24 protein-coding genes and 1 tRNA gene are annotated in these 25631 nt (G+C 72.7%); 12 read left to right on the top strand and 13 right to left on the bottom strand.

Annotated elements, in window-relative coordinates:
* Positions 1-74 precede the first annotated feature (74 nt).
* Positions 75-2822, bottom strand: a complete 2748-nt coding sequence (gene aceE, locus ACH443_RS07710) for a pyruvate dehydrogenase (acetyl-transferring), homodimeric type (protein WP_429764201.1) — start codon at positions 2820-2822, stop codon at positions 75-77.
* 378 nt (positions 2823-3200) lie between these two features.
* Between aceE and ACH443_RS07715 the strand changes: the two genes are divergently transcribed.
* The 3 genes from ACH443_RS07715 (at position 3201) to ACH443_RS07725 (ending at position 4237) form a co-directional block, all read left to right on the top strand.
* On the top strand, positions 3201-3611 hold the full coding sequence (locus tag ACH443_RS07715; protein WP_429764203.1) for a DUF3052 domain-containing protein: 411 nt from the start codon (positions 3201-3203) through the stop codon (positions 3609-3611).
* 4 nt (positions 3612-3615) lie between these two features.
* Entirely contained in the window at positions 3616-4092 is a 477-nt protein-coding gene (locus ACH443_RS07720; RefSeq protein ID WP_429764205.1) for a peroxiredoxin, read from the top strand.
* A 68-nt stretch (positions 4093-4160) separates the two neighbouring features.
* Positions 4161-4237: transfer RNA gene (locus tag ACH443_RS07725), tRNA-Val, on the top strand.
* Positions 4238-4332: 95 nt separating this feature from the next.
* Here the strand turns inward: ACH443_RS07725 and ACH443_RS07730 are convergent.
* Positions 4333-4983 carry a TetR/AcrR family transcriptional regulator gene (locus ACH443_RS07730; protein WP_430589950.1) on the bottom strand — a complete coding sequence of 217 codons (651 nt, stop codon included), beginning with the start codon at positions 4981-4983 and terminating at the stop codon, positions 4333-4335.
* Between the two features lie 102 nt (positions 4984-5085).
* On the opposite strand from ACH443_RS07730, the gene ACH443_RS07735 reads away from it, so the two are divergent.
* Positions 5086-6312: an FAD-dependent monooxygenase gene (locus ACH443_RS07735; protein ID WP_430589951.1), complete on the top strand. Its 1227-nt coding sequence runs from the start codon at positions 5086-5088 to the stop codon at positions 6310-6312.
* A 219-nt stretch (positions 6313-6531) separates the two neighbouring features.
* Here the strand turns inward: ACH443_RS07735 and ACH443_RS07740 are convergent, their stop codons facing one another.
* Together ACH443_RS07740 and ACH443_RS07745 are read right to left on the bottom strand one after the other, a co-directional pair.
* Positions 6532-7338: a lysostaphin resistance A-like protein gene (locus tag ACH443_RS07740; protein ID WP_430589952.1), complete on the bottom strand. Its 807-nt coding sequence runs from the start codon at positions 7336-7338 to the stop codon at positions 6532-6534.
* 18 nt (positions 7339-7356) lie between these two features.
* Positions 7357-8133: a lysostaphin resistance A-like protein gene (locus ACH443_RS07745; protein WP_430589953.1), complete on the bottom strand. Its 777-nt coding sequence runs from the start codon at positions 8131-8133 to the stop codon at positions 7357-7359.
* A gap of 220 nt (positions 8134-8353) precedes the next feature.
* Here ACH443_RS07745 and ACH443_RS07750 point away from each other — a divergent pair, with 220 nt between their 5' ends.
* Entirely contained in the window at positions 8354-8905 is a 552-nt protein-coding gene (locus ACH443_RS07750) for a GNAT family N-acetyltransferase (protein ID WP_430589954.1), read from the top strand.
* Between the two features lie 61 nt (positions 8906-8966).
* On the opposite strand, the gene ACH443_RS07755 is transcribed toward ACH443_RS07750, so the two are convergent.
* Complete coding sequence (locus ACH443_RS07755; RefSeq protein WP_430589955.1) at positions 8967-9302, bottom strand: DUF6221 family protein; 336 nt, start codon at positions 9300-9302, stop codon at positions 8967-8969.
* An 86-nt stretch (positions 9303-9388) separates the two neighbouring features.
* On the opposite strand from ACH443_RS07755, the gene ACH443_RS07760 reads away from it, so the two are divergent.
* The 5 genes from ACH443_RS07760 (at position 9389) to ACH443_RS07780 (ending at position 13020) form a co-directional block, all read left to right on the top strand.
* Positions 9389-9937 carry a hypothetical protein gene (locus ACH443_RS07760; RefSeq protein WP_430589956.1) on the top strand — a complete coding sequence of 183 codons (549 nt, stop codon included), beginning with the start codon at positions 9389-9391 and terminating at the stop codon, positions 9935-9937.
* A gap of 111 nt (positions 9938-10048) precedes the next feature.
* Entirely contained in the window at positions 10049-11056 is a 1008-nt protein-coding gene (locus tag ACH443_RS07765) for an acyl-CoA desaturase (protein ID WP_430589957.1), read from the top strand.
* Positions 11057-11159: 103 nt separating this feature from the next.
* Complete coding sequence (locus ACH443_RS07770) at positions 11160-11534, top strand: lipopolysaccharide assembly LapA domain-containing protein (RefSeq protein ID WP_430589958.1); 375 nt, start codon at positions 11160-11162, stop codon at positions 11532-11534.
* Positions 11535-11562: 28 nt separating this feature from the next.
* A complete protein-coding gene (locus tag ACH443_RS07775; RefSeq protein ID WP_429764222.1) occupies positions 11563-11784 on the top strand; it encodes a hypothetical protein in 222 nt (73 codons plus the stop codon).
* A gap of 138 nt (positions 11785-11922) precedes the next feature.
* Complete coding sequence (locus ACH443_RS07780; RefSeq protein WP_430589959.1) at positions 11923-13020, top strand: fatty acid desaturase family protein; 1098 nt, start codon at positions 11923-11925, stop codon at positions 13018-13020.
* A gap of 43 nt (positions 13021-13063) precedes the next feature.
* Here ACH443_RS07780 and ACH443_RS07785 read toward each other — a convergent pair whose 3' ends face one another.
* From ACH443_RS07785 to ACH443_RS07795, 3 genes are read right to left on the bottom strand one after another with little or no spacing between them, the layout of a single operon-like run.
* Entirely contained in the window at positions 13064-14737 is a 1674-nt protein-coding gene (locus ACH443_RS07785; protein WP_430556661.1) for a CotH kinase family protein, read from the bottom strand.
* A gap of 18 nt (positions 14738-14755) precedes the next feature.
* Positions 14756-15427, bottom strand: a complete 672-nt coding sequence (locus ACH443_RS07790; RefSeq protein WP_430556660.1) for a DUF4956 domain-containing protein — start codon at positions 15425-15427, stop codon at positions 14756-14758.
* Positions 15424-16371, bottom strand: coding sequence for a polyphosphate polymerase domain-containing protein (locus ACH443_RS07795; protein WP_430589960.1), 948 nt, complete (start codon positions 16369-16371; stop codon positions 15424-15426). The genes ACH443_RS07790 and ACH443_RS07795 overlap by 4 nt, the downstream gene beginning before the upstream one ends.
* Positions 16372-16564: 193 nt before the next feature.
* Between ACH443_RS07795 and ACH443_RS07800 the strand changes: the two genes are divergently transcribed.
* Together ACH443_RS07800 and ACH443_RS07805 are read left to right on the top strand one after the other, a co-directional pair.
* The gene (locus tag ACH443_RS07800) at positions 16565-17353 is read left to right on the top strand and encodes a response regulator transcription factor (protein WP_430589961.1); all 789 of its coding nucleotides are present in this window, start codon (positions 16565-16567) and stop codon (positions 17351-17353) included.
* The gene (locus ACH443_RS07805; protein ID WP_430589962.1) at positions 17346-18971 is read left to right on the top strand and encodes a sensor histidine kinase; all 1626 of its coding nucleotides are present in this window, start codon (positions 17346-17348) and stop codon (positions 18969-18971) included. The genes ACH443_RS07800 and ACH443_RS07805 overlap by 8 nt, the downstream gene beginning before the upstream one ends.
* Here ACH443_RS07805 and ACH443_RS07810 read toward each other — a convergent pair.
* From ACH443_RS07810 to ACH443_RS07830, 5 genes are all read right to left on the bottom strand, one after another.
* Positions 18963-21122, bottom strand: coding sequence for a biotin/lipoyl-binding protein (locus ACH443_RS07810; RefSeq protein ID WP_430589963.1), 2160 nt, complete (start codon positions 21120-21122; stop codon positions 18963-18965). The genes ACH443_RS07805 and ACH443_RS07810 overlap by 9 nt on opposite strands.
* Positions 21115-22095, bottom strand: a complete 981-nt coding sequence (locus tag ACH443_RS07815) for a DUF5666 domain-containing protein (protein ID WP_430589964.1) — start codon at positions 22093-22095, stop codon at positions 21115-21117. The genes ACH443_RS07810 and ACH443_RS07815 overlap by 8 nt, the downstream gene beginning before the upstream one ends.
* Positions 22096-22160: 65 nt before the next feature.
* Positions 22161-23378, bottom strand: coding sequence for an ABC transporter permease (locus tag ACH443_RS07820; protein WP_430556654.1), 1218 nt, complete (start codon positions 23376-23378; stop codon positions 22161-22163).
* Positions 23375-24130, bottom strand: coding sequence for an ABC transporter ATP-binding protein (locus ACH443_RS07825; RefSeq protein WP_430589965.1), 756 nt, complete (start codon positions 24128-24130; stop codon positions 23375-23377). The genes ACH443_RS07820 and ACH443_RS07825 overlap by 4 nt, the downstream gene beginning before the upstream one ends.
* Positions 24127-25596, bottom strand: coding sequence for an efflux RND transporter periplasmic adaptor subunit (locus ACH443_RS07830; RefSeq protein WP_430556652.1), 1470 nt, complete (start codon positions 25594-25596; stop codon positions 24127-24129). The genes ACH443_RS07825 and ACH443_RS07830 overlap by 4 nt, the downstream gene beginning before the upstream one ends.
* Between the last annotated feature and the right edge of the window lie 35 nt (positions 25597-25631).

Consider the following 25631-nt stretch of genomic DNA (forward strand, 5'->3'; position numbering starts at 1 on the left):
CGACGATTCCGCCGGGGACAGCACGAAGGCCCCGAGCCGTGCGGCTCGGGGCCTTCGTGCTGTGCGGCGTGACGTCAGCTGTCGCCGCCCGCGACGCCGGACGTGCCGGCGTTGACGTCGAGCAGGCGGTACTTCTCCACCGCCTTGGCAACGACGTCGGCCGGGACCTCGCCGCGGCGGGCGAGCTGCTGCAGCGTCTTCACGACCATCGACGGGCCGTCGATGAGGAAGAAGCGCCGCGCGGCCGCGCGGGTGTCGGAGAAGCCGAAGCCGTCCGCACCGAGCACCGCGTAGTCGCCCGGGACCCAGGCGCGGATCTGGTCCGGCACCAGGTGGTCGTAGTCGCTGGTCGCGACGAACGGTCCCTGGGCGCCCGACAGCTTCTGCGTCAGGTACGGGACGCGCGGCTCGGCCGTCGGGTCGACCAGCGCGTCCTTCTCCGCGGCGAGCGCGTCACGACGCAGCTCGTTCCAGCTGGTCACCGACCACACGTCGGCCGACACGCCCCAGTCCTCCGCGAGGAGCTGCTGCGCCTCGAGCGCCCACGGCACGCCCACGCCGGAGGCGAGGAGCTGCGCCTTGGGGCCCTCGACGTCGGACGTCGCGATCCGGTGGATGCCGCGGAGGATGCCGTCGACGTCCACCTCCTCCGGCTCCGCCGGCTGGATCATCGGCTCGTTGTACACCGTGAGGTAGTACATGACGTTCTGGTCGCGGCCGTCGGACCCGTCGCCGTACATGCGCTCGATGCCGTCGCGCATGATGTGGCGGATCTCGTAGCCGTACGCCGGGTCGTACTGCACCATCGCCGTGTTGGTGCCGGCGATGAGCGGCGAGTGGCCGTCGGCGTGCTGCAGACCCTCACCGGTCAGGGTGGTGCGACCGGCGGTGGCGCCGATGATGAAGCCGCGGGCGAGCTGGTCGCCGGCCGCCCAGAACTGGTCGCCGGTCCGCTGGAAGCCGAACATCGAGTAGAAGATGTAGACCGGCACCATGGCCTCGCCGTGCGTCGCGTACGACGTGCCGACGGACTGGAAGGCCGCGGCGGAGCCGGCCTCGTTGATGCCCGTGTGCATGATCTGCCCCGACTCGGACTCCTTGTAGCTCAGCATGAGCTCACGGTCCACGGCGAGGTAGTTCTGCCCCTGCGTGTTGAAGATCTTGGCGCTGGGGAAGATCGCGTCCAGACCGAACGTGCGGGCCTCGTCGGGGATGATCGGCACGACGCGCTTGCCGAACTCCTTGTCCTTGATGAGGTCCTTGAGCAGGCGCACGAAGGCCATCGTGCTGGCGACGTGCTGCGTGCCCGAGCCCTTCTTGAGGATCTCGTAGGCCTTCGGCTCCGGCAGCGTCAGCGGCTTCGGCGTCGAGCGGCGCTCGGGCACGAAGCCGCCCAGGTGGCGACGGCGCTCCAGCATGTACTGGATCGCCTCGTCGTCCATGCCCGGGTGGTAGTACGGGGGCAGGTACGGGTCGGCGTCGATCTGCTCGTCCGTCAGCGGGATGTGCAGGTTGTCGCGCAGCGCCTTGAGGTCGGAGTTCTTGACCTTCTTCATCTGGTGCGTGGCGTTGCGGCCGGCGAAGCTGGAGCCGAGGGCGTAGCCCTTGACCGTCTGCGCGAGGATGACCGTCGGCTGGCCGGTGTGGGCGCGGGCCGCGGAGTACGCCGCGTAGATCTTGCGGTAGTCGTGACCGCCGCGCTTCATGTTCCAGATGTCGTCGTCGGTCATGTTCTCGACGAGCGCCTTGGTCCGCGGGTCGCGGCCGAAGAAGTGCTCACGGATGAACGCGCCGGACTCCGCGCGGTACGTCTGGTAGTCGCCGTCGGGCGTGGCGTTCATGAGGTTGACCAGGGCGCGGTCCTTGTCCGCGTTGAGCAGGGCGTCCCACTCACGGCCCCAGACGACCTTGATGACGTTCCAGCCGGCGCCCTTGAACTGGGCCTCCAGCTCCTGCATGATCTTGCCGTTTCCGCGGACCGGACCGTCGAGGCGCTGCAGGTTGCAGTTCACGACGAACGTCAGGTTGTCGAGCTGCTGGTGCGCCGCCTGCTGCAGCATGCCGCGCGACTCGGGCTCGTCCATCTCGCCGTCGCCCAGGAACGCCCAGACGTCCTGCTGGCTCGTGTCCTTGATGCCGCGGTTGTGCAGGTACTTGTTGGTCCAGGCCTGGTAGATCGCCGAGGCCGGGCCGAGGCCCATCGAGACGGTCGGGAACTCCCAGAAGTCCGGCAGCATGCGCGGGTGCGGGTACGAGGGGAGGCCCCCTCCGGCGTGCGACTTCTCCTGGCGGAACCCGTCGAGCGTCTCGGCCGACATGCGGCCCTCGAGGAAGCTGCGGGCGTACTGGCCGGGGGAGGAGTGCCCCTGGAAGTACACCTGGTCGCCGCCGCCCGGGTGGTCCTTGCCGCGGAAGAAGTGGTTCAGGCCCACCTCGTACAGCGTCGCGACCGACGCGTAGGAGGAGATGTGGCCGCCCACGGAGATCTCGGGGCGCTGGGCGCGCGTCACCATGACGGCCGCGTTCCAGCGGATCCAGGAGCGGTAGCGGCGCTCCATCGCCTCGTCGCCCGGGAAGTACGGCTCGTCGTGCACGGCGATCGTGTTGACGTACGGCGTCGCCACGGTCGCGGGGATGTGCACGTTGCGCTCCCGCGCGCGACGCAGCAGGTTGAGCATGACGTAGCGCGCCCGCGGGCCGCCCTTGTCGTCGATCAGACCGTCGAACGACTCGACCCACTCGCCGGTCTCGGCGGGGTCGATGTCCGGGACGGCGCTGAGCAGGCCGTTGATCAACGGTCCGGTCTCGTCGTACGAAGCCACCAGCAACCTCTCTCATCTTCGGACGGCGTGCGGCACATGGTCGCCGCCCCGGTCCGTGTCAGGCATCCCGTCGTGAAGGCACCGCGTCGCGTGGTCGCGGCGGTGCGGCCCCCGAACGGGTGGTCATCACTCATTGTGTCCCCAGACGGGCCGGGGGAACACCATCGGGCGGTCAAGGATCCGTGATCTACGTCATGCCGCGGGTCGCCGATGTTGCCGAGGTCACTGTGCAGCCCCGCTCCGAGCAAACCACGGGCGGGCGGGGGTTGCCGGGCGGACGTCCTTCCGGTGGACTACGTTGGCGCACACACAGACGTGCGCCCCGCGCGCGTCCGTACGCGTCGGTGATGGTCAGACGGAGAGGAACGAAGGTCCAAAGTGGGTAAGCAGGCGGAATCCCCGGCAGCTCGATTCGGGTTCACGCCCGGGCAGGTCGTGCAAGAGTTCGGGTGGGGAGACGACGTCGACGACGCGCTGCGGGCCGAGGTCGAGGCCGCGGTCGGCAGCGAGCTGGTCGACGAGGACTACGACGACGTCACCGACGGCGTCATCGCGTGGTGGCGCGACGAGGACGGCGACCTCACGGACATGCTCGTCGACGTCCTGACGGTGCTCGACGACGGCGGCCTCATCTGGCTGCTGACGCCGAAGCCGGGTCGCGACGGCCACGTCGGCCACGACGAGATCCAGGAGGCCGCGACCACCGCCGGCCTGCACGCCACGAGCACGTTCGCCGTCGCGCCCGACTGGTCGGCCACAAAGCTGGCCAACCGCGGCCGCGGACGCTGACCTGGTGACGAGCACGGCCCCTGAGGTGCGGTGGCGTGCGGGCGACCCCGCGCCCGACTTCACGCTGCCGGACACGCACGGCACTCCCGTGCACCTCGCCGACCTGCGCGGCGAGGCGGTGCTGCTCGTGTTCTTCCCGTTCGCGTTCTCAGGCATCTGCACCGGTGAGCTGTGCGAGCTGCGCGACAACATCGAGGATTTCGAGGCGGCCGGGGTGCGCCTGCTGGCCGTCTCCACCGACCCGGTCTTCACGCTCAAGGCCTGGCACGAGCAGGAGGGCTTCGGCTTCGACCTGCTCAGCGACTTCTGGCCCCACGGCGCCGTCGCCGACGCCTACGGCGTCTTCGACCCCACGAGCGGCCACGCGCTGCGCGGCACCTTCCTCGTCGATGCCGACGGGATCGTGCGGTGGTCGGTCGTCAACCCGCGTGGCCAACGGCGGGACCTCGAGGCATACCGCGAGGCGCTCGCCGAGATCTGACTCGGAGCAGGGGTGCGCAGGTGTCCGGTGGGGCGCTCCTCGCCGGGTATTCTTTGCTGCGCTGCCCAGGGCCTGTAGCTCAGCTGGTCAGAGCGCCACGCTTACACCGTGGATGTCGGGGGTTCGAGTCCCTCCGGGCCCACCATCCCTTGTCTTGTGGCCCTGACTTGCATCGCTGCGCCGACCGCTCGTGGACTTGAGCGGACAGCCCTACCTCCACAGGGCCATGCAGACCCTCCGCTAGGTGAGGCTGCGGTCGAACTCGTCGTTGGTGAGCGCGGGTGCGGCGAGCGGGGTGGGGGAGTCGCGCCGCGTTCGTAGGCCGTCCAGGAAGAGGCTGACGTAGCGCCGCCACAGGTCGGGCGCGACGTCGCGACTGCGCTCGGTGACCGCGCCCAGCATGAGCTGGATCAGCGGAAAGTCCGACGGCTCGATGTCCGTACGTAGCTGCCCGGCCTCCTGGGCGCGAACGATGAGCCCTTCGACGGCGGGCGAGAGTCGCTCGCTCGCGATGTCGAACGCGACGCCGGTGCCATGGCCGCCCTCGAGGAGGATCTGCCGCAGGCCGCGGTTCTCGGCGAAGTCGGCGGTCGCCGCGAGGAAGAACTGCTCGAACGCCTCCCACGGGTCGTCGAGCAGGAGGGCCTGTTCCGCACGCTCGACCACGCGCTGCACCGCGGTGTTCAGGACGGCCGCGACGAGCTCGCTGCGGTTCGCGAACCGCCGGTAGGCCGTGCCCACGCCCACGCCCGCGTGCCGTGCGACGTCGTCGAGCGTGACGTCGAGCCCGCGGCTCGCGAACAGGTCACGGGCGGAGGCGATCAGGCGCTGACGATTGCGCTCGGCGTCCGCGCGCAACGGCCTGGCGTCCGGGGCTGATGACGTGCTCATGCATCCCAGCCTAGCAATGAAACGGAGGCGGCGGCTCCGGTTCGTGATACGCTCCGTCGCAGAAACGGAGAACAGGTCTCCGTTTGTTGGGAGTGATGAGGAATGAGCGCACCGCGAGCACTGGTCGTCGGGATGGGTATCGCTGGACTGGCCACGGCCATGCGGCTGCGAGAGGTCGGCTGGGAGCCGTTGCTCGTGGAGCGCGCGCCCGAACGCCGCCCGGCCGGCTACTTCGTCGGCCTGTTCGAGACCGGCCGCGCGACGGCGCAGCGCATGGGCGTGCTGGACGCCATCGGCAACCGCGCCGACCCGGACGGCAAGACGTACGACGTCGACAGGTCCGGCGAGCGACGTCGGCCGAGCATGGGATACGGCGACCTGCCCGGTGACCCGCGCCTGATCATGCGCGGCGACATCGAGGCCGCCCTCTACCCCCAGATCGCCGCCACCACAGAGATCCGGTACGGCACCACCCCGGTCGCGATCGACGAGCACGACGACGGCGTCGACGTCACGCTGCGCACCACCTCCGGCGCCGGCCCTGGATGGGCCACGACCGAGACCACCGAACGGTTCGACCTCGTGGTCGGCGCCGACGGCCTGCGCTCGACCGTCCGCCGACTGGCGTTCGGGCCCGACTCCCAGCTGCTGCGCCCGCTCAACCACATCATCGGCGCGACCCTCCTCAAGGAACAGGTGCCCGGATTCCGGCCCACCGACGGGCTGACCCTCGCCGAAGAAGGGCGCTCGGCCTGGGTGTTCCCCTTCGCCGACCACGCACCCGGCGTGCTGTTCTCCTACCGCACCGACGACGAGGACGCCGAGTTCCGCCGCGAGCCCATCGAGTCCCTGCGAGCCGCCTACGGCCCTGAACCGGCGGGCCCGATCCTCGAGAACCTCTTCGAGCAGTTCGAAGCGGCCGACGACAGCCTCTTCGACTCCGTCCACCAGGTCGACATGCCCACCTGGCACACCGACCGCGTCGTCCTCGTCGGCGACTCCGCCTGGTGCCTCACCCTCTACTCGGGCATGGGCGCCTCCCTGGGCATGGCCGGCGCCGACCTGCTCGGCACCACGCTCGCCCGCAACCCCGGCAACACCACCCGCGCCCTGCGCGAGTGGGAGCAGCGCCTGCGCCCCTTCGTCGACGTCCAGCAGCGCTCCGGTCGCACCGACGGACTGTCCATGTTCGTGCCCCAGACCCGACGTGACCTCGCCACCCGCAACGTCATGTCCAAGGTCACCAGCAACAAGCTCACCAACCGACTCATGCGGGCCGCGATCGCCACCAAGTTCAAGGAGAAATCCCTCGACATCGCCGCGCCGTGACCCGACCGCCGAGTCACCCACCAGCGCCGGGGCCGCCCATGCCTATGTCGCAACCGTCCATCGGACACTCCCGGGTGAGCGCCCAGCGCGGAGGAGAAGCAGGCGGCCAGCGGTCAAGCTGCGCTCGCGTGAGCTGGCCCGCACGGTGAGGATCCTGAGGTGGTGGCAGTCGGTCGGCTGCCATTCGCAGGCTCGGTGACGTCGCGGAACCGTCGTGGTTCAGCGTGGCTGTCGCGCCCGGCGGCCGACCGACACGATGAGCGGAATGCTCAGCACCCCGAGGAGCGTCAGCGCCATGGCGCCCCACAAGGGCGGATTGCCATTGCTGGAGTCCGAGTAGCCGGCTGCGTAGAGCGCGAAGTCGGCCAGGAAGTGGAGCGCGATGGCGAGCCACAGGCCCCCGGCGGCGCGCCGGACGGCGTAGTAGACGGCGCCGAGGAACGACGTGACTGCGACCTGGATGAGGGTGGGGACCAGCGGGGCGCCGTGCAGCAGGTTCAGGGTGTGCAGTGCTCCGAACACCAGGCACGTCAGGAAGAACGCGGGCAGCTCGGACCACGAGCCGCGGGCGCCGGTGAGCAGGATCCCGCGCAGTGCGAGCTCCTCGGTGAACCCGACCAGGAGCGTACCGGCCGCCACGACCACGAGATAGCTGGGGGCCTGGGTCCAGTCGACCTGGCTGAGGTTCCCGGCGATGACCACCAGATAGACGGCCGGGAACGCCCACCACCACCGCGGCACCCGCTGACGGGGAGTCTCGTGCCAGACGGGAGCCCACCAGCCCGCGCGGCGCACGAACACGACCAGCAGGACGGCGATGATCGTCAGGGGCAGGACGTGCGTGCGCAGGAACGCGAGAGTGGGATCGGTGATCTCGCCGTCGCCGCCGCCGGGCAGCAGGTCGTCGACCGTGATGAGGACGGCGTAGGTCGCGACCACGGCGAGGCCGACGAGAACGGTGGGCCTGACGCGCACGTCCTCGGCCTCGTCCCGTGTGCTGGTGGTGCCCGGAGGATCGACCGGCATGCTGTTCATCTCCCGGGCTCAGGCCTTCGCCGCTGCGGGATCGGGTGCCCGGTCTCCGACGGCTTCGTGAGCGTCGCGGGCGGCGAACCAGAAGAAGATCAGTGCCAGCACGCCGGCCACGATCGCCAGCACCGCCAGCGGGTTCGACCCGCCGGCCTGCTCGAGGCTGAACACCGAGAAGTCCCACGCGCCGTGCAGGACCATGGCCCCGATCAGGGAACCGATCACCCGGCGCAGGATGTAGAACGTCAGCCCGTGCAGGAACGCCTGGCCGATCTGGGGCACGGTGGCGGCGACCGACTGCCCGAGGAAGATGTTGATCCCGTGCATCAGGCCGAAGCACAGGCTCGAGATCAGGACGGCCCAGACCTCGGCGACGCTGCCGCGCAGGCCCACGAGCAGCACGCCGCGGGTGGTCAGCTCCTCGGTGAACCCGACGAAGACTCCCAGCGCCAGGGCGGCGAGCACGAAGTCCAGGCTCACCGCCGACCACGTCGTGCTCGCGAGGTTGCCGATCACGGCCACCGCGAGCAGTCCCGGCGCGATGACCGTCCACTTCGCCTTCGTGGTGCGGCGCTCGTGCAGCGCGGGCCGCCACCAGCCCAGCCACGTCGTGACCACGGCAAGGACCGCGGCCCCGACGACCAGCGACACGACGGCACCGCGCCACAGGTTCGACGGCGAGTCACCGAAGTCGGTGTAGGGGACGCCGCTGGACTTCTGCAGCACGATCACCACCACGCCGTACAGGACCCACACGGCCAGACCCACCCATGCCCGAGGACGTACGCGCATCCCGACTCCCTCTGCTCGACAGACACACATCGGTCCAGAACCGAGCCAAGCCTCGCAGGCATTCGCGGAGACCGCGCGGCGTCGCAACGCCCGACCCGGTCGAATGGCTCCGGCACGCCGGGGCACACCAGAGCCGCCACCGAACCCGGGCGGGACACGTCCGGACCCCGACAGCCCGCGGTTCCGTGCGGTGGGACGCGCCGTGGCAGACTCGCGCACCGTGACGTCGAACACCCGCATCTGCCGGGCTGCCCTGACCAGCGACCTCGAGAGCCTCGCCATGGTGGAGCTCCGGTCGTGGACTGCGGCGTTCCAGGACGTGCTCGATCCCGCCGAGCTCGCCGGGCTCCGGCTGGAGACCCTGCGCGAGAGGTGGGTGGACCGGCTCGGCGAGCGCGACGGAGATCGCGCGAACACCCTGTGCCTGGTCGAGGACGGCGAGGGCGACAAGAACGACATCCTCGGCTACGTCCGGTGGTACCCGAGCCAGGACCTCGATCTCGACCCGGCGCACGTGGCGGAGATCGGAGCTCTGTACACGGTCCCGTCGAGCTGGCGCAGCGGCGCCGGCACGTCGCTCCTGCGTGCGGCCGTCGACGCCGCCACTGCGGGGGGATATCTCCATGCGGCGTTGTGGGTGCTCGAGGACAACGCGCGTGCGCGCGCCTTCTACGAGCGGCAGGGGTGGGAGCACGACGGCGTCCACGACACGGTGCGTTCGGGGCCCAGGCTCGTGCGACGCCTGCGCTACCGGCGAGGGCTGGCCGCCTGACGGGCCGGAGCGGGCCGCACGTCGAGCTGCCCGCTCCCGTCCCGTGCGCCGTCGGCGCTCGCTAGAGCCGCCAGGCCTCGCGGTAGTCGGCGTGGTCGGCGAAGGGGAGCGCGAGGGCCCGGAGCATGCGCTCGCCCACGAACTCGATGCCGCTGACCTCCCGTGCGTCGACGTCCCGGTCGAGGTCCTTGTCCATGTCGAGTCCGGTCGCCTCGTAGGCAAGATGGACGAGCTGGCGCTTGGCCTCGACCTCTGCCTGCAGCCGCGCCGGAGTGAACGCCCGATCGAGCTCGCTCGACGATGTCGCGTCGGGACCTTCGCGCCGTCGGAGAGCGGCGGCCGTCGCCCTCGCCTCGTCCTCGTCCAGCCGTGCGGTCAGGAACTCGGTCAGGGTCACAGGGGCAGCATACGGCGGAGCCGCGGCGACGAGCTTCTCGGCACGGGGTGGCCCGAGCGGCCTCCGAGGGGGCGTACCGTGAAGAGGTGGGTGATCGACGGATCGGCCCGCACGAGGCCGATCACGACGGCTCGCCGACGGAGGTTCGGTCCTCCGGCACCGACGAGATGGCGTCCGAGGCGCGCTGGGACGACGACGGCGGCTACGAGCCCGACGACACCGACCGCGACGCAGCCACAGCTCCCGGGGCCGACACGCCCGCGGGCGGTCTCTTCCTGCGCGGCATCCTCGACTCCGCCCTCCCGCACGAGCTCGGCACGGACGCCGAGCCGGAGCGCTACACGGTCGCCGCGATCTTCTCGCGCCAGGTCGCCCCGGAGGAACGCGCGCTGATCGAGGGGCCGGACGCCCGGTCCACGCTGGCGGCGCGCGGGTACCCGGGGGTGGGGCTCAAGGTCGCGGACCGCCGCCTGGAGATCTCGGGGACGAACCTGGCGACGCTCGCGAGCGGTCTCGCCTCCCAGGTCGCGGCGCTCCTCCGGGACGTGGAGGAGCAGGTCGTGACGGCCCGTGAACGGCGCGACGAGAGCGGGTGCGGTGGAGCGAGGCGGAAGCGGTGCGCGCCGCCCGGGTGAAGGCTGAGGCAGACCGTGTCCGTTTCGAGTGACCTTCCGACCCCCGCGCCGGCCCCTGCACCCCGCGGCGTCCGTCGCCCCGCGAGGCGCGTCACGAGGGACTACGCCGCCTTGGCCAAGGTCGTGCGGGACTCCGGCCTCCACAGCCGCCGCTACGCCTACTACTGGTCGCGGCTGGTCGTGACGGTCGTCGCGTTCGCCCTGGTGTGGGCCGGGGTGGTGCTGCTGGGCGACACCTGGTGGCAGCTCGTGCTCGCCGCGGCCCTGGCGGTCGTCCTGGCACAGCTGGCGTTCCTCGGGCACGACAGCTCGCACCGGCAGATCTTCCGCTCGCGGGCCTGGAACGACTGGACCGGCCGCGTGCTGGCGAACGCGTTCGTGGGGCTGAGTCACGTGTGGTGGACCGCGAAGCACAACGCGCACCACGGGGCGCCGAACCGCGAGGGGCACGACCCGGACATCTCACCCGGGGTCATCGCGTTCACGCCGGCGGTCCTCGCGAGCCGGCACGGGTGGCGCCGGTGGTTCGCCCGCAGGCAGGGCTGGTTCTTCTTCCCGCTGCTGGCGCTCGAGGGACTCAACCTGCACGTGGCGAGCGTGCGCACGGTGCTGGGCCGTGGTCCGGTCGTCCACCGCGGCGTCGAGGTCCCGGTCCTGCTGACCCGCCTGGTCCTGAACGTCGCCGTCCTCGCGCTCCTGCTGCCGCCCGCGATGGCGGGCGCCTTCCTCGCCGTCCAGCTCGGCCTGTTCGGTGTCCTCCTGGGCGGGGCCTTCGCGCCCAACCACAAGGGGATGCCGATCGTCCCGGCGGACGCGGACGTCGACTTCCTGCGTCGGCAGGTGCTGATGTCCCGCAACATCCGGGGGAACGCCGTCGTCGATTTCTTCATGGGCGGCCTCAATCGGCAGATCGAGCACCACCTGTTCCCGGGCATGCCGCGGCCGAACCTCCGGCGCGTGCAGCCGCTCGTGCGGGAGTACTGCTCCACCCTCGGGGTCACGTACACCGAGGTCGGCTTCTTCGTCTCCTACCGGATCGTCGTCGGTTTCCTCAACGACGTCGACCACAGGGCGCGCGACCCGTTCGAGTGCCCCCTGGCGGCGCAGCTCGGGCGGTAGCGGACTTTCGCCCGAACGGGGCGAATGGCGCGTACAGTCGAGGTATCCGGGACGACCGTCCCCCAGCTGAGGTGCGTGGGTCCGGAGAAGCGAGGAGGCCGTCATGGCCACCGCCCCGACCCCCACCCCGCCGCTCGCCTCCGCGACCAACGGCAACCCCAGCAGGAAGGTGACCGGCACGACCCGGGCTCCCCGAGTCACCCGCACGAGCAGCGGCGAGCTCCCCGGGAGGGCTCCGCGGAGCCGCGCCGGAGCCGTCTGGGTCGGCGTCTGCGTCGCGGCCCTGCTGCTGGTCGCGCTGATCGTCTTCCTGCTGCAGAACACCCAGCTGGTCCTGGTCTCCTTCCTGGGCATGCAGGGCACCGTCCCGCTCGCCGTCGCCCTCCTCATCGCGGGTGTCGGCGTCGGCATCATCGCCCTGATCATCGGCACCGTCCGCATCACCCAGCTGCGTCGTCGCCTGCACCGCGACGCATGACCCGCCGCGCCGTGGAGGGAGGCGCACCGTGACCCACGACGCCCTGACCTCCAGGCCGGGCCGACGCCACGACCTGCTCGGCGAGCTCGCGGCCGCGCAATGGGCCGTGGAGGACGTGGTCTCCGTCGTCGACGGGGGCCTGGCGATCGACCTCTCGCGCTACCTGACGGCGAGGGCGCGGCTCGACGCCGCGGTCACGGCCTGGAACCGGCGGGTCGGCGCGGGCGCGTCGACCGTCGAGGCGCGTTGACCGTGCCGGACGAGAGCGCGCTCGGGGGACAGCCCCCTTGTCCTGAGTCACTGACCCCGTAGGGTCGAGACATCCGCACGATCGAGTGACCGCTCACCCCACGGCTGGGAAGTCGACCTCGATCTCTGCGAGGACCAGATGACCACAGCCACCGTCGTCGACGGCTCGGCGGCAGCCGCCCGACTCTCCGGCGCCCCTCACACCAGCTCCTACAGCGCGTTGTCCCGCACCGTGCGGGAGGCCGGGCTGCTGCGGCGCGCGTACGGCTACTACCTGTGGACGGGTGGGCTGCTCGTCCTGGCGCTCGGGGCCGCGGCCAGCGGGTTCGTGCTGCTCGGCGACTCGTGGCTCCAGCTGCTCGTCGCCGGCGCGCTCGGGCTGATCCTCACGCAGTTCGCGTTCCTCGCGCACGAGGCCGCGCACCGGCAGGTCTTCGCGACCGGGCCCGTCAACGACCGGGTCGGTCGCGTCGTGGCGAACGTCGTCGTCGGCATCAGCTACTCGTGGTGGATGTCGAAGCACACCCGCCACCACGCGAACCCGAACCACGTGGGCAAGGACCCGGACGTCGCGAACGACACGATCGTGTTCACCGAGGAGGGCGCCCGCGAGCACCGCGGCCTGCTCGCGCTGATCACGCGCTACCAGGGCTGGCTGTTCTTCCCCCTCCTCACCCTCGAGGGCCTCAACCTGCACCTGACGTCGGTGCGCTCGCTCCTGCACGGCACCGACGCCGACCGGGGCGCTCGCGTGCGCGAGCTCGTGACCATCGGCCTGCGGCTGGTCCTCGCCACGGCGGTCGTGTTCTGGTGGCTGCCGTTCGGCATGGCGTCCGCCTTCCTCGGCGTCCAGCTCGCCGTGTTCGGCGTGTACATGGGGGCGTCGTTCGCGCCCAACCACAAGGGCATGCCGATGGTCCCCGAGGGCAGCCGCCTCGACTTCCTGTCCAAGCAGGTGCTCACCTCACGGAACATCCGCGGCGGTGCCTGGACGAGCGCCCTCATGGGCGGCCTCAACCACCAGGTCGAGCACCACCTGTTCCCGAGCATGCCCCGCCCGCACCTGGCCCGCGCCCGTCTCCTGGTGCGCGAGCACTGCGCCGCGAACGGCCTCCCGTACACCGAGACCGGCCTCGTGCGGTCGTACGCCATCGTCGTCGGCTATCTCAACCGCGTCGGCCTGGCCGCCCGCGACCCGTTCGACTGCCCCCTGCGGCAGAGCATGCGGGGCTACTGAGGCCGGTGGGCGGGGGCGGCCGCGCGCCGCCCCCGCCCACCGGTCACCCGCCTGAGGCGCCGTCCGCGGCACCCGCGTCGTCCGCACCGTCGTCGCGCGCGAGCCTCGCACGGACAGACTGCGTGTCCGCGTCGATCGTCGCCCGGTCGACGCCCTCGGTGGCGGGCACGCGGGCCGCCACCTCGTCGACCAGCTCCGCGGCCTTCCCGCTGTCGATCCACTCGGCGGTCAGGTCGTCGACGGCGGCGTCGGTCTTCGCGGAGAAGTCGGCGTTCTCCTCGAACCGGGTGACGAGCGCGTTCTGGCTCATCATCCCGCCCATGCCGCCGCCACCCCCTCCTCCGGGGCCGCCCTCCATGCCGTCGGGCGGGCCCTGGGCGCCGGTGCCGTCGGGTGCCGCTCCACCACCGGCGTCGGCACCGGCCTCGTCGCCGCCCTGGCCGCGACCGCCTGGCATCGTGCCGCCGCCGGCGCCACCGGGACCGGTCATCCCGCCCAGGGCGAGGTTGAGGTCCCACGACACGACGCTGATGAGGCCGGTGTCGAGGTCGTAGTAGAGGTAGGCGTTCTTGCCGGGCCCGGAGATGGTGTCGAAGTTGTCGAGCACCTCCTGCGTGCCGAGGTACGTGGCGAAGGACTCGACGTCGACCCACTGGTCGAGCTCGTCCGCGAACTCCTCGTCCGACGCGCCGTCGAGCCACCTGAGGAACGACACGATCGGTTGCAGGTCCTGGCTCCCGACGAGGTTGACCTGCTTGAAGTCGTCCGTGTACTCGGTCTGGTCGTTCCCCTGGTACTCGAACGAGCTCGTGGACAGCAGCTTGTAGAGCACCCCGTCGCCCTTCAGCCCGTCGGCGTACTGCGGGTCCGGGTTCTCGACGACGAGCCGGGTCGTGGTCGGCCGGTCGTTCACGGTGTAGGTGGTGAACGAGTAGTCCTGGGTGGGCTGCCCGGACTGCTTGGTGAGCTCGAGCGAGACAGCCTCGTTGAGCGAGGAGGTGCTCGACGCGCTCGCGGGACGGAGCGACAGCTCGGTCCTGCCCTGGTACGCGCGGCCGGGCTCGTTCTCGTCGAAGCTCACCAGCAGCGGCAGGTTCTCCGGCTCGTCGGTGGTCAGCGAGACCCCCGTGCCGGCGAACCCGCCGCCGTCACCGCCGCCGGGCATGCCGCCCTCCGGCATCTCGCCGCCTTCGGGCAGCTCCATGCCCTCGGGCGGCTCCATACCTTCGGGAGGCTGCGGCATGCCGCCGCCCTCGCCCCCCTCGCCGCCCATGCCTCCGCCGATGCCGCCCGGGGCGCGCTCGCCCTCGGTGTCGGACCCCTCGCGGTCGTCGACCAGCGACGACAGCGTGGAGTTGCCCTTGAGGCGCACGGCGACGTCCTGGATCGTGGTGCCGTCGATGGTGATGTCGGCGGACATCCACTCCTTCTCGCCGTCGGCGAAATAGGCGTCGAGCATCTCGTCGTAGCGCTCCTGCGTGTACGACAGCGAGATCTCGTGGTCCACGGAGTCGTCGAAGAGGTCGACCGTCCCCGTGACGTCCTGCGTGATGCGTTCCTCGTCGCTCACGGCGGCCGAGCTCGTGGAGTAGGGGCGGATCGTGATGTCACCGAAGAAGGTCAGGGCGACGGCCACCCCGACGACCCCCGCGGTGAGGGGCTTCCAGTGCTGACGCAACCGGATCGGGAGGCGCTTGCGAAGGCTTGCGAGGCTCATGGTCGGTGGGTCACCCGCTCACATGTCGGACTGGTCGTACCCGGTCAGGACCGTGACCTTCTGGCCGGAGTTGATCGCACCGAGCTCCTCGATGACCTCGGCGGTCGTGATGCCGCCCTTGAGGCGCACGGAGTAGAACAGCTCGGTCAGGGCGCCGCCGCGCACGGTCTCGACGCTCACCAGCTCGAACTCCTGCGTCAGCCGGACCAGCACGTCGGCGACGTCCTGCTGGTACCGCGGCTCGGGTGGCACCTGGACCTTGACCACCTGCCGCTGGATGTCGAGCTTGAACCAGTCGAAGCGCTGCATGAGGAAGACGACGAGCAGGATGATCGCGGTCGCCGCGGCGGCCAGCAGGTAGAAGCGCGTGCCGACGGCCATGCCGATCGCCATCACGAGGAAGATGAACCCGACGTCGCGGGTCTCCTTGATCGCGTTGCGGAACCGGATCACGGACAGGGCGCCGACGAGGGCGAACGCGCGGGCGATGTTCGACCCGACGACCAGCATGATCACGGCGACGACCATGCCGATGATGACGAGGGTCTGGACGTAGGACTGGCTGTAGGAGATGTTCCGGTGCGTCCGCTTGTACACCCAGCCGATGGCCGAGGACAGGACGAAGGACAGCACCAGCGTCATCGCGACGTCGAAGACGGAGAAGGTTCCGCTCAGATCTTGCAGGTTCATCGGACGAGGACACTCTTTCGGTTGGGGGCGTCTGCGACGCCGGTCGGGGTGGTGGTTTCGGTGGCGGGGTCGCCGAGGACGGCGTCGAGCTCGTCCGGGGCGTGCATGGTCGAGCGCGGCACGAGGCCGAAGGCCTGCACGCTCTGGCAGTACTTGGAGATCCGCACGACGTCGAGGCTCATCCGCGCGGTGAGGTCGGTGACCCACGCGGGAACGCGCTCGTCGGCCTTCACCTCGAGCACGGACAGGCGGGCCGGCAGGACGAGCCGGTTGGGCGCCTCGGACGCGAGGTGGAAGTCGCGGTCCCGCCCGCGCAGGCGGTGGTCGAGGGTGACGCGCAGGCCGAGGTCGGCCTCCCGGCCCACCCACGCCTCGCGGTGGTACCCGGTGGTCACCGTCGGGCGCAGGTCGAGCTCGCCGACGAGCGTGGCGACCTCCGCGAGGAACGCACGCTCCCGGGCGCCGACCTCGCCCACGGGCTCGTAGCCCTCGGGCGAGCAGAGCCGCAGCGCGTCCCGGTACGGCAGCACGACCCGGCGCTTCTGCGTGACGCGGTTGACGCGCTGCTTGATCTCGACGAAGACCCTCGAGTCCGGCGTCAGGTCGTCGGCCGTGCCGTAGTGCCGCACGCGCAGCTTGCGCCGGAACTTCAGGCCCTCGATCTTCTCCCAGTAGAACTTCAGCCGGTCGGTGTCGTAGTACACGCTGGTGATCGGGTAGCCCCGGTCGCCGGAGTACGCGTCGTCGTCCATGTGCCGGCGCAGCTCGGTGCGGAGCTCCTCGGCCTGGTGCTGCGGCACGAGGTACTTGATCTCGAACCGGTTGAACGCGTGCAGCCGGCTCGCGGTGGCGGTGCGTGCCGAGCTCGCGGACCCTGCCGGGCGGTCCGGCTCGGTGTCGCTCGGCGTCGCACGGGGTTCGGTACGTCGGGACCGACGTCGCACGGGAAGCTCCTCTCGCCGGTGCCGGTGCGTCCGCGGGTGAACCACGGCCGTCCGGCAGGTGAACAATCAGGAGCCTGCAGGCTGGCGGGGCAACCTATGTGCTGGCTGTAATCTGCGGGTTCGCGGGCGAAGACATAGGCGGTTCACAGGTTCGGCACAGGGAGCGCGGGGGTCGGGGCCGCAGGCTGGCGCCATGACGTCGTCCTCCGTGCCCTCCTTCACGACCGTCGGGCGCCCCGACCAGCCGCTCCTCGCCCGACCGGACGGGGCGCCGGTCCGCGCGCTCGTGGTGGACGACGAGCTCAACCTCGCCGAGCTCCTCACGACCGCCCTCTGGCTCGAGGGGATGGACGTCGCCGCCGCGCCCGACGGCGCGTCGGCGCTCCGCCTGGCGCGGGAGACCGTCCCCGACCTCGTCGTGCTCGACGTGATGCTCCCGGACATGGACGGGTTCACGGTGCTGCGACGGCTGCGCGCGCAGGGTGCCCGGATGCCCGTGCTGTTCCTCACCGCGCGCGACGCCGTCGAGGACCGGGTCGCGGGCCTCACGGTGGGCGGCGACGACTACGTGACGAAGCCGTTCAGCCTGGAGGAGGTCGTCGCCCGGGTGCGCGGGCTGCTGCGCCGCGCGGGCGCGGTGACGCGGTCCGAGGACGGGGTGCTCGTCGTCGGCGACCTGGAGCTCTACGAGGACGCCCACGAGGTGCGGCGCGGGGGCGTGGAGCTGCACCTCACGGTGACGGAGTTCGAGCTGCTGCGGTTCTTCATGCGCAACCCGCGCCGGGTGCTGTCGAAGGCCCAGATCCTCGACCGCGTGTGGAACTACGACTTCGGCGGCCAGTCCAGCATCGTCGAGCTGTACGTCTCCTACCTGCGCCGCAAGATCGACAAGGGGCGGGAGCCGATGATCCACACGCTCCGCGGGGTGGGGTACGTGCTCAAGCCGGCGGCGGCCCCGGACGAGGGTGGCGTCCGTGGGTGACCGTCGTGGGCGGGCGGGTCGGAGGCCCGTCACGCTGAGACGGCGCCTCGCGGTCGTGCTCGCCGCGGTGGTCGTCGTCGTGACGGTCGGCCTCGCGACGGTCTCGACGGCGGTGCTGCGCTCCCAGCTCGTCGCGCAGGCCGACCAGCGGCTGGAGCAGGCGAGCCTGCGCCTCGTCGAGGGCCCGGGGCCCCGGCCGCCCGGCGTCGACGGCGCGGACGGTGCGAACGGTGCGGACGGCGCCGATGGCCAGGACGCCGCCCCGCCGCCCGCCCTGACCGACGACCCGTCGGACTTCCCCGCGGGCTTCGGCCCGGGCAGCGCCGTCGTGCGCTCCGTGGACGGCGAGCTGGAGCTCGCCGACCACGTGTCGGACGCGCTGGAGCGCACGACCCTCGACGACGCGCAGGTCGCTGCCCTCCAGGCGGTGCCCGCGGACGGCCGGGCGCACGCCGTCGACGTGCCGCACCTCGGCGCGTTCCGGGCGGTGCACCGGACCGGCGAGGACGGCGAGGACGCGGTCGTCGCCGCCAGCACCGCGACCGTCGCCGCGACCCTGCAGGGCTACGTCCTCGTGCAGGTGGCGCTCGGGGCGGCGGGCCTGGCGGCCGCGGTCGTCGGGGGAGCGTGGCTCGTGCGGCGCTCGCTGCGTCCCCTCGACGACGTCGCCGAGGCCGCGGTCCGGGTGTCCGAGCTCGAGCTCTCCCGGGGCGCGGTCGCCGGCATCCCGCGCGTGCCCGAGAAGCTCACGGACGAGCGGATGGAAGTAGGGCAGGTGGGCGCCGCGCTCAACCGGATGCTCGACCACGTCGAGGTCTCGCTGCAGGCGCGGCACGAGTCGGAGCAGCAGGTACGCCGGTTCGTCGCGGACGCGAGCCACGAGCTGCGCACACCGCTCGCGACCATCCGCGGCTACGCCGAGCTCGTGCGCCGCGCCCCCGACGAGCAGGACGGCGCCACGGCGCGCTCGCTCGACCGGATCGAGTCCGAGGCGGTGCGCATGACCGGCCTCGTGGAGGACCTGCTGCTCCTCGCCCGGCTCGACGCGGGCCGGCCGCTCGACCTGGAGCCGGTCGACGTGGCGTCGCTCGCCGTCGACGCGGTGATGGACGCGCACGCCGCGAGTCCCGCCCACGAGTGGGCGCTGGCGCTGCCGGGCGACGGCGGCGAGGACGGCGGCGTCGCCCGGGACGACGCCGAGCCGGGCGAGGACGCGCTGGTCGTGACCGGCGACGAGGCGAGCCTGCGTCAGGTGCTGGCGAACCTGCTCGCGAACGCCCGCACGCACACGCCCGCGGGGACGCGCGTGGCGGTGCGGCTGGTGGACCGGCCGGACGCCGTCGAGATCGAGGTGGCCGACGACGGGCCGGGCATCACGCCCGACCTGCGGCCGGCGCTGTTCCGCCGCTTCACGAGGGGGGACGCGTCGCGCCACCGGGCCGGGGGCTCGACCGGCCTCGGCCTCGCGATCGCCGACGCGATCGTCACCGCCCACGGTGGCACGATCGCGGTCCGGTCCGCCACGGCCGGCGAACGTCTGCCGGGTGCGACGGGGACGACGTTCACCGTCCGCCTGCCGCGTGGGCGCACGGGGGACGCCGCCCCGCGCTCAGCGTGAGCCACCCGAGGGCGGCTGGAAGCCCTCGGGGAACCCGCCGCCCGGGAAGCCGCTCTGCGGCCCGGTCTGCTCGTCGGAGCCGCCGAGCCCGCCGAGCCCGCCCGATCCCTCCTCGTCGTCGTCCTGCACGAGCTGCTGGTCGAGGTCGGCCAGCACGACCTCGTCGCCGGCGGCGAGCCCGTCGGTGATCTCGGTGCGCTCAGGACCGACGGCGCCGGTCGTGACCGTGACGGTGCGGACAGCGTCTCCGTCGAGCACGCGCACCGTCCGCGCGGAGCCGTCCGCGCTCACGGCCGACGTCGGCACGACGAGCACGTCGTCCACGGTCGCGACCTCGATCGTCGCCGACGCCGAGGCGCCCTCGGGCAGGTCGCCCTCCGCGTCGGCGTCCTTCGAGCCGTCGTCGGACGGGCTGTCGTCCGACGGGTCGAGCGCGATCGTCGCCGCGTACGCAGGGGTCGACGTCTCGGAGGAGTCGAGGATCCCCACGCTGCTCACCGAGCCGGTGTACTCGCCGCCGGTCGCCGGAACCGTCGCGGTGACGGGCTGCCCCACCTCGACCGACCCGACCTCGGCAAGGTCGAGCGTCGTGGACAGGACGTGGCCGCCGCTGCCGAGGATCGTCACGGCCGCGTCGCCCGCGCTGACGCTCGCGCCCCTCGAGGCGTCGACCTGCGCGACCGTGCCGGAGACAGGAGCCGTGAGGGTGCCCGCCGCGGCTGCCGCCTCCGCGATGTCGACCTCGCTCTGCGCGACCGTCACCGCGGCGCGGTCGGCGAGGATGCGCTCGGCCGTGACCGTGCCCGACGTCGCCGCGGCGCCGCCGAGCGCGCCGGTGCCGGACCCGCCGTCCGTGCCCGAGGTACCGCCCGACGGCGCGCCGCCCATGCCTGAGGTGCCGGATCCGCCGGACCCGCTCGGCAGGTCACCCGAGCCGGCGGACCCCGAGGGCGTCGAGCCGTCGTCGGTGCCGCTCGGCGCGTCGCCCTGCGGGGTGTCGCCGGTGCCGGACTCCGCCTCGGGCGCCTGGCCCGCGGGGGTGTCGCCGCCGGTGGCCCCGCCACCGGAGCCGGACGTGTCGGCGTCCTCGAGGGCCTGGACCGCGTCGTCGAGCGCGTCTGCCTTCTCGCCCAGCGTCGTCACGGCGTCGTCCAGGTCGGCCACGAGGTCCGTGAGCGCCTTCTCGGCCTGTCCTGTCGCCTGCTGGGCGGTGTCGGTGGCGACGAGCGCCTCCTGGGCGGAGACGATCGCGTCCACGCAGGCGGCGAAGTCGTCGTCCGTGGCCCCGTCGCCGGCCCCGTCGCCGGCCCCGTCGCCGGCCCCGTCGCCCGCCCCGTCGCCTGCGGCGTCGGTTGCGGCGAGGACGGCCGCGCACGCACTGTCGTCACCCGTCGCCGCGCTGACGGCGTCGCCCGAGGCGCTGAGCGCCGTCGCGCCGTCGAGGAGCGCGTCCTCCACGGACTCGTAGCCGTCGAGCAGCACGTCCTGGGCCGACTGCACGTCCTCCTGGGCGGCGGCGAGCGCCGCGCGCGCGTCCGTGACCGCCTGCTCGAGGGCGGCGGTGTCGCCGGCGGTGGCGGGGGACGCCGCCGCGCCCGCCGTGACGCGAGACGTCGTGCTCGTCGCGCTGACGAGCTGCACCGTCGCGGTGCCGGTGCCGGTCGAGGTGCCGGTGGCCGCCGAGCTCGGCTGCACGTCGCCCGAGCCGGCCGCGTCGGACGAGGGGGTGGACGTCGTGCTGCCCGACGTGCTGGCGGTCCCGGAGGCCTGCGCCTCCAGGTCGTCGGCGAGCGTCTGCTTCGCGTCCGCGAGCGACCCGGAGGCGTCGTCGACGGCCTCCTGCAGCTCGTCCGCGTCCAGCGTGGCGAGCGTGTCGCCCGCCTCGACCTCGTCGCCCGCGGCCACCTGCACCGACGCGACGGTGCCGGACGCGCCGAACGTCGTGTCCGCGCGGCTCGCCGAAGCGACCGTGGCGCTGACGGCTACGTGCTGCGCGACGTCACCGGTCGTGGCCTCCACCGTGCGGTACCGGGTGTCGGCGGGCCGCAGCGCGAACGCCGTGCCTCCGGCGCCGAGCACCACCACCACGACGCCCGCCGCGACGAGCCGGCGTCGCGTCGCGCGGCGCCGGCGCACGGCCGCGTCACGCATCGCCGTCACCGCCCGAGCGGCCGGGGAAGCCGCCGCGGCCGCCGAACCCGGTGGAGCAGCCGTCGCCGCCGGGGGAGGAGACGGTGAGGCTCGTCGCGGTCAGCGCGCCGCCGTCGTCCTCCTCGCCCTGCGCCGTGACGCACTGCCCGACGCTGACGTCGTCGGCCGAGCCGCCCTGCTGCACGGTGTAGGCGGTGGCGTCGTCGACGGTGACGGTCTCCTCGGCCGACTCGCCGTCGCGAGAGGTGGTGGTCACCGTGAGGGTGGACCGGTCGAGCGCCGTGACCTTCCCGGTGGTGATGCCGCCGAAGCCGCCCTGTCCGCCCGGACCCCCGGACGGCATGTCGGTCGGCATCCCCGACGGCATGTCGGTCGGCATGTCGGACGGAGCGCCCTCCGGGCGCTCGCCGCCACCGCCGCCGCCGGGGAGGCCGCCCCCGAAGCCGCCGGTGCACTCGCCGTCCACCGGCTCGCTCACCGCGACGGACGACGCCGCGGAGCCCTCGTCGGCGGAGCCCGAGTCGTCGGCCGCGTCGCCCCCGCCGGGCATCCCGCCCGTCGTCGCGACGACGCACGAGCCCACGGTCACGTCGTCGAGCGAGCCGTCGACGGTGACCGTGATCGTGGTGTCGTCCGTCCACGTGACGGCGGTCTGGGAGTCGTCGCCCTGCACCTGGGCCGTCGTGCCGTCGACGGCGGCGACCTCGCCCGAGACGCCGGGGGCGCGGCCGCCGCCGTCGGGCGCTCCCCGCCCCTGCTGCTGGCCCTGCTGCTGGCCCTGCTGCTGGCCCTCGGCCGCGGGAGTGCCGTCGGACGTGGCGGCGTCCGAGGACGAGCACCCGGCGAGCGCGAGCGCGAGGCCGACGACGCCGACCATGCCGAACGAGGCGAGCGCGGCGCGCGGGCGTCGGGCGGGGGCGGGGGCGGCGGTGCGGGCCAGGGGAGTGCGGGAGGGTGCGGGACGGGTGTTCATGGGTTCTCCGGGACGTGGGGGAAGGGCGCGGCGGGTCGCCGCTCGTGGCTGGTCGCGGGGCACGGCTACTCGCTGCGGAGCGCGTCGATGGGGGCGAGGCGGGCGGCACGGACGGCGGGGTAGACGCCGAACACCAGCCCGATGGCGAGCGCGACGGCGAGCGAGCCGGCCACCGCGACGGGGGACACGACGATCGACGAGCCGAGCACGCCGGGCAGGGTCACGGCGGCGAGGACGCCGAGGCCGGCGCCGACCAGGCCGCCGGTGACGCCGAGGATCGACGCCTCCGTGAGGAACTGCCGCCGGATCGCCCCGGGCGGAGCGCCGAGGGCCTTGCGCAGCCCGATCTCGCGGGTCCGCTCGCTGACGGACACGAGCATGATGTTCATGACGCCGATGCCTCCCACCAGGAGGGACAGGCCCGCCACGCCGGCGAGCAGGACGGTGAGGGTGCGGTAGACGGACGTCGCCGTGGACACGAGCGAGTCCTGCGAGTCGATCGTGAAGTCGGCGGCGTCCGCGCTCGTCGCGCCGTGCAGCGCGAGGAGGAGCGACTGCGCCTCCTGGTACGCGGCGGAGACGGCGTCGGTGTCGGTCGCCTTGAGGTAGATCGTGCTGACCGACGTGTCCGTACCGCCGGTGATGCCGGACGTCATGGCGGTCATCGACACGACGGCCGTGTCGTCGAGGTTGGTCGACGCGCTCGACCCGGCGGCCTCGAGGACGCCGACGACGTCGAACGTCGTCCCGGCGATGCTCACGGTCCGCCCCACGACGCGGGTGGAGCCGAACAGCTCCGTCGCCGTCTCGGGGCCGAGCACGACCTCGTCGGTGGAGCCGGCGTCGACGAATTCTCCCGACGCGAGCTCGCGGGAGCGTACGCCCAGCCAGTCGCCGGTGACGCCGGTGACGGTCGTGGTCCAGTTGGTGTCGCCGGCCTCCACGGACTGCGACGACTCCTTCTCCGCGGTGACCGCGGCGACGTCCGGGACCGCGACGTCCGAGCCGAGGGCCTCGGCGTCCGCCACGGTGAGCGTGGAGGCGGAGCCGAAGCCGCCGCGGACCCCGGAGGAGTCCGTGGACGACCCGGGCGTGACGATGAGCAGGTTCGACCCCAGCGAGCTGATGTCCTCGGACACGTCCTTCTGGGTGCCGAGACCCAGGCCGACCGTGAGGATGACCGCCGCGATGCCGATGAGGATGCCGAGCACGGTCAGCAGCGAGCGCATGGTGTGCGCGCGGATCGCGTGCCACGCGGTGGCGAGGGTCTCCGCCCAGCTCATGGCGCCACCGCCCGGCCGCTCGGGGCGTCGGACGTGATCAGCCCGTCGAGCACCCGCACGACGCGGCGCGAGCGCTCGGCGACCTCGTGCTCGTGCGTGATGAGCACGATGGTGCGGCCGTGGGCGTGCAGCGCGTCGAACAGGTCGAGCACGTCGGCCGTGGAGCGCGAGTCGAGGTTGCCCGTCGGCTCGTCCGCGAGGACCAGCGCGGGCTCGCCCACCAGGGCACGGGCGACCGCGACGCGCTGCTGCTGGCCTCCCGACAGCTGGCCGGGCCGGTTCGCGGTGCGGTCGCCGAGCCCGACGCGCTCCAGCGCCTGCGCGGCCCGAGCGCGCCGCTCCACGGGGGCGACGCCGCGATAGACGAGCGGCAGCTCCACGTTGCGCAGCGCCGACAAGGAGGGCAGCAGGTTGAACTGCTGGAACACGAAGCCGATCTGCTCGTTGCGCACGCTCGCGAGGTCGGTCTCGTCCATGTCGTCCACGTCGTCGCCCGCGATCCGGTAGGTGCCGGCGGTGAGCGTGTCGAGGCAGCCCAGCACGTTCATGAGCGTCGACTTGCCGGAGCCGGACGGGCCCACGATCGCCACGTACTCGCCCCGCTCGATGCGCAGGTCGACGCCGCGCAGGGCCTCGAACTCCAGGTCGCCCGTGCGGTACGTCTTGCGCGCGTCGCGCAGGTCGATGACCGGGTTGGCGGTGGGCGCGGACGCTGCGAGGCCGACGGCGGCTGCCGTGGTCGGCGCGGTCACGAGTTCCCTCCCCGGCCGCCGCCGGGGCCGCCCATCTGCGACGGGTCGAAGCCCTCGGGGAGACCGCCCTGGCCGCCGCCGCGCAGCTGCGACGGGTCGAAGCCCTCGGGCAGGTCGCCCTGTCCGCCGCCCTGGCCGCGCCCGGCGCCGGGGGTGAACGTCGTGTACTGGACGGTGTCGCCCTCGGACAGCCCGGAGGTGATCTCGACGAGCTGGCCGGACGTGTCGCCCGTCTCGACGGCCTGCTCGGTGGTCGAGCCGTCGTCGCCGACGAGCGTGACGGTCGAGGCGCCGTCGTCGCCGGTGCTCACGGCGGCCGCCGGGACGGACAGCACGTCGCTGCGGCGCTCGGTGACGATCGAGACGTCCACGCTCACGCCGTCGTGCAGGTCCTCCGGGTCACCGGTCACCGCGACCGTGACCGGGTAGGCCACCGCGCCCTGCGACGTCGACGGCAGCCGGCCGATCTCGCTCACCGTGCCGAAGACGGTGTCGGTCAGGTCGTCCGAGGTCATCTCGACCTGGTCGCCCTTCGCGATCGACGCGACGTCCGCCTCGCCGACGCTCACGTCGACCGTCCACGCGTCGGTGCCGACGATCGTGAACTCCGCGGTGTCCGCGGTGTCCGAGGACCCCGACGTGCCCGACGACGCGCCGCCGCCGGAGCCGCCCGACGCGCTCGGCACCGACGACCCGCCGCCCTGGTCGGAGGTCGAGCCGCTGCCTGACGACGTGCCGACCGTGTCGCCAACGGCGACGCCGACCGACGTCACGACCCCCGCCGCGGGCGCCTTGAGGGTCGCGTCCGACATCGCGGCGTCGGCGTCGTCGGCCGACTGCTGCGCGACGGCGACCGCGCTCTCGCGCGCCTCGACGGCCGCCTCGGCGGCGTCGGAGCCGTCGTCGGCGTCGCGGGCGTCGGCGAGGTCCGCCTCGGCCTGGGCCAGGTCGGCCTTCGCCTGGGCGAGGGCGGCGTCGAGCTGGAGCGTGTCGATGGTCGCGAGGGTCTGGCCCTTCGTCACCGTGTCGCCCTCGGCGACCTCGACGCTCTGCACCGTGCCGGAGGCCTCGAATGAGACGTCCTCCTGCACGCTCGGGGTCAGGGTGCCGGTGGTCGTGACGGCCTGCTCGAACGTCGCGGTGCTCGCCTGGGCGGTGGTCGTCTGAGCGGCCGCCGTCGCCGGCTCGGCCGCGCGGGGGCGCAGCACGGTGAACCAGACGACGAGCGCGGCCACCACGACGACGGCGACCGCGCCGACGAGGATCGCGCGGCGTCCGGGGCGTCGCCCGCGCAGCCGCAGGGCGACGCGACCGCGGCGCGTCGCCGGGCCGCCGTTCCCGGGGTCGTCGGGGCTGCCGTCGTCGTGGCCGCCGGCTCCCGACGCGGTCTCGTCGGGCGCGGGCGGGTCGGCGGGGCTTCCCGACGATGGTGGGGTCGCGGACGACCGTGAGCGCTGGAGCAACACCCTCGACTCCCTGGATCGGTGCCGCCGGGCAGGCG

Source organism: Isoptericola sp. NPDC019571 (assembly GCF_044389385.1).
Classification (GTDB): Bacteria; Actinomycetota; Actinomycetes; order Actinomycetales; family Cellulomonadaceae; genus Isoptericola; species Isoptericola nanjingensis.